Below are 9,010 nucleotides of genomic sequence, written 5' to 3' on the forward strand. Positions count from 1 at the left end.
ACACGCGTTTGCCCCTGACCGCTTCGAGCAACCGCGAGTGAGGCCCCCATGTCTGGTTCCGTCACCGTCACATCCCTCTCGTTCACCTGGCCCGACGGCAGCCCCGTCTTCGAAGGGCTGGACGTCGCGTTCGGCCCCGGCCGCACCGGCCTGGTCGGTGTGAACGGGTCGGGAAAATCGACCCTGCTGAAGCTGATCGCCGGTGAACTCGCACCGGCCGACGGCACCGTCCGGGTGGCCGGCGAGGTCGGATACCTCCCGCAGAACATCACGCTCGACACCACCCTGCGCGTCGACGAGGCGCTCGGCATCGCCGGCCGGCGCGCCGCACTGCACGCCATCGAGGCGGGTGACGTCCGCGAGGCGCACTTCGAGACCGTCGGCGACGACTGGGACGTCGAGGAGCGCGCCCTCGCCACCCTCGGCGAACTCGGCCTGGGGCACGTCGATCTGGACCGCACCATCGGTGAGGTGTCGGGCGGCGAGTCCGTCCTGCTGCGCCTGGCAGCACTGCTGCTGGGCCGCCCCGACGTGCTGCTGCTGGACGAACCGACCAACAACCTCGACCTGTACGCCCGCAGACGGCTGTACGCGGCCGTCCAGTCCTGGCCGGGCGTGCTGATCGTCGTCAGCCACGACCGTGAACTGCTGGACCTGGTCGGCCAGATCGCCGATCTGCGCGCCGGGGAGATCACCTGGTACGGCGGCACCTACTCCGACTACCAGGAGGCCCTGGAGGTCGAACAGGAGGCGGCCGAGCGCATGGCGCGCGTCGCCGAGTCGGACTTCCGCAAGCAGAAGCGCGAACTGGCCGACGCCCAGGTCAAGCTGGCCCGCCGGAAGCGGTACGGGCAGAAGATGTGGGACCAGAAGCGCGAGCCCAAGATCGTCATGGGGGCGCGCAAGCGCGCCGCGCAGGAGTCCGCGGGCAAGCACCGGATCATGCACGAGGAGAAGCTCGCCGAGGCCAGGGAGCGGCTCGACGAGGCCGTGGAGGCCGTACGGGACGACGACGAGATCCGCGTCGACCTGCCGTACACGGCCGTGCCACCGGGGCGTACGGTCCTCACCCTCCAGGATCTCGGGCTTCGGTACGGCGCCCGGGTGCGGGGCGGCTTCGAGCTGCGCGGGCCGGAGCGGGTGGCGTTGATCGGGCGCAACGGCGCGGGCAAGACGACCCTGCTGCGCACGATCACCGGCGAGCTCGCCCCGGAGTCGGGCGAGGTGCGGGCGCACGTTCCGCTGCGGTTCCTGCCGCAGCGGCTCGACGTCCTCGACGGGGAGCGGACCGTCGCCGAGAACGTGGCCCGGTTCGCGCCGGGCGCCACCAACAACCGGATCAGGGCGCGGCTGGCGCGCTTCCTGTTCCGGGGCGCCCGTGCCGACCAGAAGGCGGCGACGCTGTCCGGCGGCGAACGCTTCCGGGCCGCGCTGGCGGCGCTGATGCTGGCGGAGCCCGCACCGCAGCTGCTCATGCTGGACGAGCCGACCAACAACCTCGACATGGCGAGCGTCCGGCAGCTCACCACCGCCCTGGAGTCGTACGAGGGGGCGCTGCTCGTGGCCAGTCACGACCTGCCCTTCCTGGAGTCGATCGGCATCACCCGCTGGCTGCTGATGGAGGAGGGAGAACTAAAAGAAATCACGCCAGAGGCTGTCGGGTTTTCCTCCTAGCGTCGATGGCATGACCGACGCCACGCACGATGCCATCACCCTGACCGGAGCACGCGAGAACAACCTCAAGGACGTCACCCTGCGCATCCCGAAAGGCCGGCTGACCGTGTTCACCGGCGTTTCGGGGTCGGGGAAGTCGTCCGTGGTCTTCGACACGATCGCCGTGGAGTCGCAGCGCCAGCTGAACGAGACGTATCCGTGGTTCGTCCGCAACCGGCTGCCCAAGTTCGAGCGGCCGCACGCGGACGGCCTGGAGCACCTCACGCCGGCGATCGTCGTGGACCAGCGGCAGATCGGCGGCCACTCCCGGTCGACCGTGGGCACCATGACGGACGTCTACTCGGTGATCCGGGTGCTGTTCTCCCGGCACGGCAGCCCCAGCGCCGGGACCGCGACGGCGTACTCGTTCAACGACCCCGCGGGCATGTGCCCCGAGTGCGACGGCCTCGGCCGTACGGTACGTCCTGACTGGGACCGCATCCTCGACCCGGACCGCTCTCTCGCGGACGGGGCGGTGCGCTTCCCGCCGTTCGCGGCCGGGACCTGGCAGGGGCAGGCGTACACGAACAGCGACGACCTCGACCCGCACAAGCCGGTGGGCCGGTTCACCCCCGCCGAGCGCGAGTTCCTGATGCGCGGACGGCCCGGCAGCAAGGTCACCGTCAACGGCACCGGCGGCACCTGGACCACCGAGTACGAGGGGCTGGCCGTCCGTTTCGAACGGCTGTACCTGAAGCGGGACCTGTCGGCCATGAGCGGAAAGACCCGGGACCTGGTCCGGGAGTTCACGGTGCAGGGCACCTGCCCGGACTGCCGGGGAGCACGTCTGAACGCGGCGGCGCTCGCGACCCGGATCAACGGCCGGTCGATCGCCGACTGCACCCGCATGCAGGTCGCGGACCTGATCGCCGTGCTCAAGGAGATCGACGACCCGGTGGCCGCCCCGATCGCCTCGGCCGCCGTCGCGGCGCTGGAGCGCATCGAGGCGATCGGTCTCGGCTACCTCAGCCTCGACCGGGAGACGGCCACGCTCAGCGGCGGGGAGGGGCAGCGGCTGAAGACGGTGCGGCACCTCGGCTCCAGCCTGACCGGGATGACATACATCTTCGACGAGCCGAGCGTCGGACTGCACCCGCGTGACGTGGGCCGCCTCGGAGAGCTGCTGCTGCGACTGCGCGACAAGGGCAACACCGTGCTGGTCGTCGAGCACGACCCGGACGTGATCGCGCTGGCCGACCACGTCGTCGACATGGGGCCGGGGGCCGGCACCGGGGGCGGCACTGTGGTGTTCGAGGGAACGCCGCGGGAACTGGCCGCGTCGGGCACGCTCACCGGGCGCTGCCTGCGCACCCGTACGGCGGTCAAGGACGAGGTGCGGCAGCCGACCGGTGAGCTGTGGGTCAAGGACGCCGACCGGCACAACCTGCGGAACCTGACCGTACGGTTCCCGGCCGGTGTGCTCACGGCGGTGACGGGGGTCGCCGGGTCCGGCAAGAGCACGCTGGTCGGGGAGTTCATCGCCGCGCACGACGAGGCCGTGGTCGTCGACCAGTCGGCGATCGGCATCTCGGGCCGCTCCACCCCGGCGACGTACCTGGGGATCATGGACACGGTCCGGAAGGTCTTCGCCCGGGAGACGGGGACCGAAGCGGGCCTGTTCAGCTTCAACTCCACCGGGGCCTGCGGCACCTGCGGGGGGCGGGGCGTCATCTACACCGACCTCGCCTTCATGGACCCGGTGACGACGACCTGCCACGACTGCGAGGGGCGGCGTTTCAAGGAGGAGGTGCTGCGGCTGACGGTGAAAGGCAGTTCCGTCGCCGACGTCCTGGAGATGACGGCCGAGCAGGCGCTCGGCTTCTTCGACGACACGGGCGTACGGCGCCGGCTGCGCGCCCTGCGGGACGTCGGCCTCGCCTATCTGACGCTCGGCCGGCCGCTCTCCACGCTCTCGGGCGGTGAGCGGCAGCGCATCAAGCTGGCCACGCGCCTGCACCGCACGGGCGCGGTCTATGTGCTCGACGAACCGACGACCGGTCTGCACATGGCGGACACCGAGGGCCTCGTCGCCCTGCTGGACCGGCTGGTCGGCGCGGGCAACACGGTCGTGGTCGTCGAACACGACCTCGACGTGGTCGCCCGGGCCGACTGGGTGATCGACCTCGGCCCGGACGGCGGCCGGGACGGCGGCGAGATCGTCTTCGAGGGAACACCACGCCGGCTTCTGGAGACGGCGGGGTCGTTCACCGGGGAGCATCTGCGGCGAGCGGTCCGGGCGGACGTCATCGCGCCGGCGTGAGCTCCCCGGTGAGCGGCACGTCCGGGTGAGCGCTGTTGCTGACGACGGCGAGGCGGGGGCCGCGGGGACCGTGGTGCCACTGCCCGCCGACCAGTGGAAGGAGAGCGATGTTGGGCGCCGGTCCCCGGGTCCAGTCGAGGCGCCCGGCGACGGTGTCGAGTCGGGTGCCGGCGAGGGCCTGCGCGACGGACGCCCGGTCGGTGGGGTCGTCCGCGGCGGTCAGGGCGTGGTGGGCCGTCTCCAGGAGGGCGTGGGCCAGGCCCAGCGGCTGGAGCCACGCCGCACCGGTGTCCTGCCGGTAGGCGCGGGCGAGTTCGGCGCACGTGGTGCCGTCCAGGCCGGAGCGGTAGGGGTGACCGGGGCTCCAGTAGACCAGGGTGGCCACACGGGCGTCGGCCAGTTCGCCGTGCACGCCGGGGGCGCGGGTGGTGTGGGTGTGCGGGTAGGTCAGCCAGCGCGAGCAGGTGATCAGCCGTGGACGCAGCCCTGCCTCGCGGGCCTGGCGGTGGAAGAGGGCGAGGTCGGCGGCGGTGGCGGCGCTGGTGACCAGGTCGGCGCCGTGCTCCCGCATCCGCCTGACCTGAGCCCGGAAGCCGTCGGCCGGTTCGCCGTAGGCGCCGAGGTCGATCAGGGCGTGCCCGCGCGGAGACGTCACAGGGGCGAAGCCATAGCGGTCGTGGCGCAGCAGATCGCCTTGGAGGTCGTCGTTCCAGAGGCATCCGACGGCGCCCCCGCCGGCCCGCTCCCACAGGTCCGCGAAGACGGCGGCGATGTCGTCCAGCCCCCACGCGAAGTGGTAGGTCCACCGGAAGCGGTGCCCGGGTCCGGCGCCGCGCGTGTGGACGTACGCCTGCCAGGGGAAGGTGGTCGACACACAGGGGACCCGGATCTCCTCGCAGGCCGCGGTGACGGCGGGCAGGACCCGCGTCCCGGCCATCGTGAGCACGATGTGCGCGCCGTCGTCCCCGGCCAGGTCCCGCACGGCCCGCTGGGCCGCGTCGGGGTCCGAGCGGCTGTCGCGCACGACGACGGTCACGTCGTGGCGGCGCGCGCCGTGGCGGACGTGCGCGAGGCGGGGTGCGAGTCTGCGCAGCACGTACGACAGCGGTGACCCGAGAGGGGCCAGTCGACCCGTCAGAGGCGCTACCACGCCCACGCACAGGGAAGAAGACGACATGACGGCCCCTCTCCGGGCTGTACCGGTGTTGCTGCTCAGTGGCCGGAGCGGTCCGCGGTGACGCAGGTGGTCCTGCTGAACACCGCCACGGTCTCGTTGCCGCAGTTGTTGCTGTGGCCCGAGGCGTTCCGGGCGAAGAGGAGGTTGGACAGAACGCCGCCGCTGGGGCCCGCCTGGTCGCCGCCGCCCCTGCCGTCGTCCTCGGTCGCACAGGTGCGCTCCTTGAACAGCGCCACCTTGCCCGTGCCGCAGAGGTTGGCGTGGCCGGAGGAGTTCCTGCCGGAGAGGTTCGACAGCACCCCGCCCGCCCCCGCGTCGCCGTCTCCGGCCTGGGCCGTGGCCATGCCGACCGGAACAGCCATGAGCATTCCCGCGATCGTGGCCACTACCGCGATACGCCGCGTGCCGTACATGTGTCTGGGTTTCCTTCCGTCGGGTGGGTGCCGGCCGTACCGGCCGGGAGCACTACGCCTAACGAGGGGCCGGGAGATCGACACGGGCCCGGCGCGGTGAATCATCTGCAAGACGGTTGATCGGGTACTCCGACGGGATACCGACGGCGCGGGCGTTGACGCGTCACCGAACCGTTCTGCGCACCGATGGGGTGGTTTGACCGCCCACAGGCCGACGCGCGCGCGGGCCACCGGCGAGGGGGGATCGGCATGGCCGAGGGCACGGTTCTGGTGGCGGTGGCGGAGCGTCCGGAGGACGGGGGCGCCGCCGCGGGACAGTTGACGCGCATCGCGGAGGGGATCCGGGCGCGCGATTCACAGGTCCGCTGGGTGGTGAGCGTCGCCGATGCCGAGACGGTACTCAGGACGGAGGCCGGTCTGGCCGCCGCGGTGGTCGCCTGGGACCTGTGCCAGGAGATGCACGACCGTCTGCGCGAGGCCCGCCTGGTCGAACTGCTGGACACCGCCTTCCAGCAGGCCCTGCTCCCACACGCCCCTCCCGGAGGCGCCAGCGTCGGGACGGCCCGCCCGGGCAGCACCCCCTGCCCGCCCGGCCCCTTCGCCGCCCTCCTTCCCTCCGCCCCTCCCCCCGGGGCTGTCCTCTCCTCGATTCGCCCTGCATGATGGTCGGCCGACGCCCGATGGGTTCCGGTCGACCCCGGAGGCTCCCGTCGGTGCGGTCCCGACACGTCCCACCCGATACGGAGTCCCGCTCGTGCCCAGCAAGAAGGCCCTCGTCCGCCGCCCCAGCCCGCGTCTCGCCGAAGGGCTGGTGACGCACATCGAGCGGGAGCAGGTCGACGCCGACCTGGCCGTCGCGCAGTGGGAGGCGTACGTGGAGGCCCTGCGCACGCACGGCTGGGAGACCATCGAGGTGGATCCGGCCGACGACTGCCCGGACTCGGTGTTCGTCGAGGACACGGTCGTGATGTACCGCAACGTGGCGCTGATCGCCCGCCCGGGCGCCGACTCACGTCGTGCGGAGACCGCCGGGGTCGAGGAGGCCGTGGCCGGTCTGGGCTGTTCGGTGAACTGGATCTGGGAGCCGGGCACGCTGGAGGGCGGAGACGTCCTGAAGATCGGCGACACGGTCTACGTGGGCCGGGGCGGCCGCACCAACGCGGCCGGTGTCCAGCAGCTGCGCGCCGCGTTCGAGCCGCTCGGCGCGCGGGTCGTCGCCGTACCGGTGAGCAAGGTGCTGCACCTGAAGTCGGCGGTCACGGCACTGCCGGACGGTACGGTCATCGGGCACATCCCGAGCACGGACGCGCCGTCGCTGTTCGCGCGTTTCCTGCCGGTTCCCGAGGAAGCCGGGGCGCATGTCGTGCTGCTCGGCGGCGCCAAGCTGCTGATGGCGGCGAGTGCGCCGAAGACCGCCGAGTTGCTGACCGACCTCGGGTACGAACCGGTCGTGGTGGACATCAGCGAGTTCGAGAAGCTCGAGGGTTGTGTGACGTGCCTCTCGGTGCGGCTGCGGGAGCTGTACTCCTGACCGGCGGCGCACCTCATCGCGCAGCGTCTCGACCTGCGTCTCCGTGGCGTCGACCGGCGAACGGGTGACCCCGCTGATCAGCTGGCTTTACAGCACTCTGAACCTACGGCATCGTAACCTACGGATACGTAGCCTACGATGCCGTAGGTTCAATGATCACCGCTCGTACGCTTGTCCCCTGGAGAGTCCATGACGATCACCACTCCCCACCTCGGCAGCCCTGCCGGCGCCTGGACCGACGCTCAGCTGCTGTACGCCCTGGAGGAAGTGGTCGAGCAGGAGCTCAACCGGCATCTGAAGGTCGCCAAGGACTGGATGCCGCACGAGTACGTTCCGTGGAGCGACGGGCGCAACTTCCCCGGGCTCTTCGAGGACGGCGAGGCCTGGGAGAAGGAGCAGTCCAAGGTCACCGAGATCGGGCGCATCGCGCTCGTCGTCAACCTTCTGACCGAGGACAACCTGCCCAGCTACCACCACGAGATCGCCTCGCTGTTCGGCCGCGACGGCGCCTGGGGCACCTGGGTGCACCGCTGGACCGCCGAGGAGGGCCGGCACGGCATCGTGATGCGCGACTACCTGCTCACCTCGCGCGCGGTGGACCCGGACAAGCTGGAGCAGTTCCGCATGGTCCACATGGCCGAGGGCTTCGAGTCGGACAACCGGCACTCGATGCTGCACTCGGTCGCCTACGTCGCCTTCCAGGAGCTCGCGACCCGCGTCTCGCACCGCAACACCGGCCATCAGTCCGGGGACCCCGTCTGCGACCGCATGCTGGCGCGCATCGCCACCGACGAGAACCTGCACATGGTCTTCTACCGGAACCTGCTGAAGGCGGCCTTCGAGCTGGCGCCCGACCTGACGATGCAGGCGGTGCGCGATGTCATCGTGAACTTCCGGATGCCCGGCCACGGCATGCCCGGCTTCGAGCGGGCCGCCGCACAGATGGCGATCGGCGAGATCTACAACATGCGCATCCACCACGACGACGTGCTCCAGCCCGTGCTGCGCTTCCTGAAGATCATGGAGCTCGACGGCCTGGGTCCCGAGGGCCGCAAGGCGCAGGAGGAGCTCGGCCTGTTCCTGGGCGGTCTGGACTCCGAGGCGTCGAAGTTCGACGAGAAGCTGGCCGCCCGCAAGGCACGCATGGCGGCCCGCGCCGGCGCCTGACGCCGCCGAGCCCACGGCCGCAGGGCCCCGGCCGCCACGAGCGGCCGGGGCCCTGCGCGCTGCCGGGCGGTCCTCGGCGCGATGGCCAGGTCCGGGCGGGACAGGCCTGTTCCGGGCGGGACAGGCCTGTTCCTGGGCGTCCCGGCTACCAGGACATCCGCCGCAGTTCCAGCCGCTCCTTCTCCGACAGGCCGCCCCAGACGCCGAAGCGCTCGTCGTTGTCCAGCGCGTACTCGAGGCAGGCCGTGCGGATCGGGCACATACCGCAGATCCGCTTCGCCTCCCGCACCGAGCTGCCCGGCTCGGGGAAGAAGAAGTCCGCTCCCGTCTGCGCGCACAACGCCTCCTGCTGCCAGGTGGGCCGGGGTGAGGTGATCGTGTCGATGTGCATGTCCGGAAGCGTCGTGGGCGGCGAAAAACATCCGATCAACGCGGGATCAACACGGCGTTCAGGGGCCTTTGGCCGCTTCGGCGGTCGCCCCCCGGAGGGGCCTGCGCACGGGCGCACGCACACACGGGACACCTGGCCCGGCGGAGCCTGGGCGGCGGTCGCCGCCGGGCGGCCAGACTCGGCGGTGCGGAGAACGGGACCCTGTGCGAGGAGTGGACCATGCTCACCACCCGTTACGTCACCGGCGCTCCGAACCAGATCGATCTAGTGCCGCGGCAGGCAACGTTTGCCCGTCAAGGAGCGGCGTCCGGTGCGTGCTCTCGGCGTGCCGGGTGCAAGCCCTCGTACTGGGTGTACT

The 9,010-nt window shown here is 71.4% G+C and carries 8 protein-coding genes; 5 read left to right on the top strand and 3 right to left on the bottom strand.

The features are described 5' to 3' along the window. The first annotated feature begins 48 nt into the window (after positions 1-48). Entirely contained in the window at positions 49-1,674 is a 1,626-nt protein-coding gene (locus ABTX62_RS22870) for an ABC-F family ATP-binding cassette domain-containing protein (protein ID WP_352117905.1), read from the top strand. Between the two features lie 10 nt (positions 1,675-1,684). Next, the gene (locus ABTX62_RS22875) at positions 1,685-3,973 is read left to right on the top strand and encodes an ATP-binding cassette domain-containing protein (protein ID WP_352117906.1); all 2,289 of its coding nucleotides are present in this window, start codon (positions 1,685-1,687) and stop codon (positions 3,971-3,973) included. Here the strand turns inward: ABTX62_RS22875 and ABTX62_RS22880 are convergent. Both ABTX62_RS22880 and ABTX62_RS22885 read right to left on the bottom strand, forming a co-directional pair. Then, positions 3,957-5,150: an ABC transporter substrate-binding protein gene (locus ABTX62_RS22880; protein ID WP_352117907.1), complete on the bottom strand. Its 1,194-nt coding sequence runs from the start codon at positions 5,148-5,150 to the stop codon at positions 3,957-3,959. The two genes, ABTX62_RS22875 and ABTX62_RS22880, sit on opposite strands and share 17 nt — an antisense overlap. A gap of 35 nt (positions 5,151-5,185) precedes the next feature. Further along, complete coding sequence (locus ABTX62_RS22885; RefSeq protein ID WP_352117908.1) at positions 5,186-5,563, bottom strand: hypothetical protein; 378 nt, start codon at positions 5,561-5,563, stop codon at positions 5,186-5,188. Between the two features lie 249 nt (positions 5,564-5,812). Here ABTX62_RS22885 and ABTX62_RS22890 point away from each other — a divergent pair, with 249 nt between their 5' ends. From ABTX62_RS22890 to ABTX62_RS22900, 3 genes are all read left to right on the top strand, one after another. After that, positions 5,813-6,226, top strand: coding sequence for a hypothetical protein (locus ABTX62_RS22890; RefSeq protein ID WP_352117909.1), 414 nt, complete (start codon positions 5,813-5,815; stop codon positions 6,224-6,226). A 91-nt stretch (positions 6,227-6,317) separates the two neighbouring features. Beyond that, positions 6,318-7,094: a dimethylargininase gene (gene ddaH / locus ABTX62_RS22895; protein ID WP_352117910.1), complete on the top strand. Its 777-nt coding sequence runs from the start codon at positions 6,318-6,320 to the stop codon at positions 7,092-7,094. A 189-nt stretch (positions 7,095-7,283) separates the two neighbouring features. Beyond that, positions 7,284-8,261, top strand: a complete 978-nt coding sequence (locus ABTX62_RS22900; protein WP_283968818.1) for an acyl-ACP desaturase — start codon at positions 7,284-7,286, stop codon at positions 8,259-8,261. Positions 8,262-8,406: 145 nt separating this feature from the next. Here the strand turns inward: ABTX62_RS22900 and ABTX62_RS22905 are convergent, their stop codons facing one another. Further along, positions 8,407-8,652: a WhiB family transcriptional regulator gene (locus tag ABTX62_RS22905; protein WP_352117911.1), complete on the bottom strand. Its 246-nt coding sequence runs from the start codon at positions 8,650-8,652 to the stop codon at positions 8,407-8,409. Positions 8,653-9,010: the final 358 nt, after the last annotated feature.

Origin of the sequence: Streptomyces sp. NPDC096046 (genome assembly GCF_040303285.1) — a bacterium.
Lineage (GTDB): Bacteria > Actinomycetota > Actinomycetes > Streptomycetales > Streptomycetaceae > Streptomyces.

Coding starts and splice junctions, on each gene's coding strand:
- ABTX62_RS22870 (WP_352117905.1), top strand. CDS start 49: ATGTCTGGTTCCGTCACCGTCACATCCCTCTCGTTCACCTGGCCCGAC.
- ABTX62_RS22875 (WP_352117906.1), top strand. CDS start 1,685: ATGACCGACGCCACGCACGATGCCATCACCCTGACCGGAGCACGCGAG.
- ABTX62_RS22880 (WP_352117907.1), bottom strand. CDS start 5,150: ATGTCGTCTTCTTCCCTGTGCGTGGGCGTGGTAGCGCCTCTGACGGGT.
- ABTX62_RS22885 (WP_352117908.1), bottom strand. CDS start 5,563: ATGTACGGCACGCGGCGTATCGCGGTAGTGGCCACGATCGCGGGAATG.
- ABTX62_RS22890 (WP_352117909.1), top strand. CDS start 5,813: ATGGCCGAGGGCACGGTTCTGGTGGCGGTGGCGGAGCGTCCGGAGGAC.
- ABTX62_RS22900 (WP_283968818.1), top strand. CDS start 7,284: ATGACGATCACCACTCCCCACCTCGGCAGCCCTGCCGGCGCCTGGACC.
- ABTX62_RS22905 (WP_352117911.1), bottom strand. CDS start 8,652: ATGCACATCGACACGATCACCTCACCCCGGCCCACCTGGCAGCAGGAG.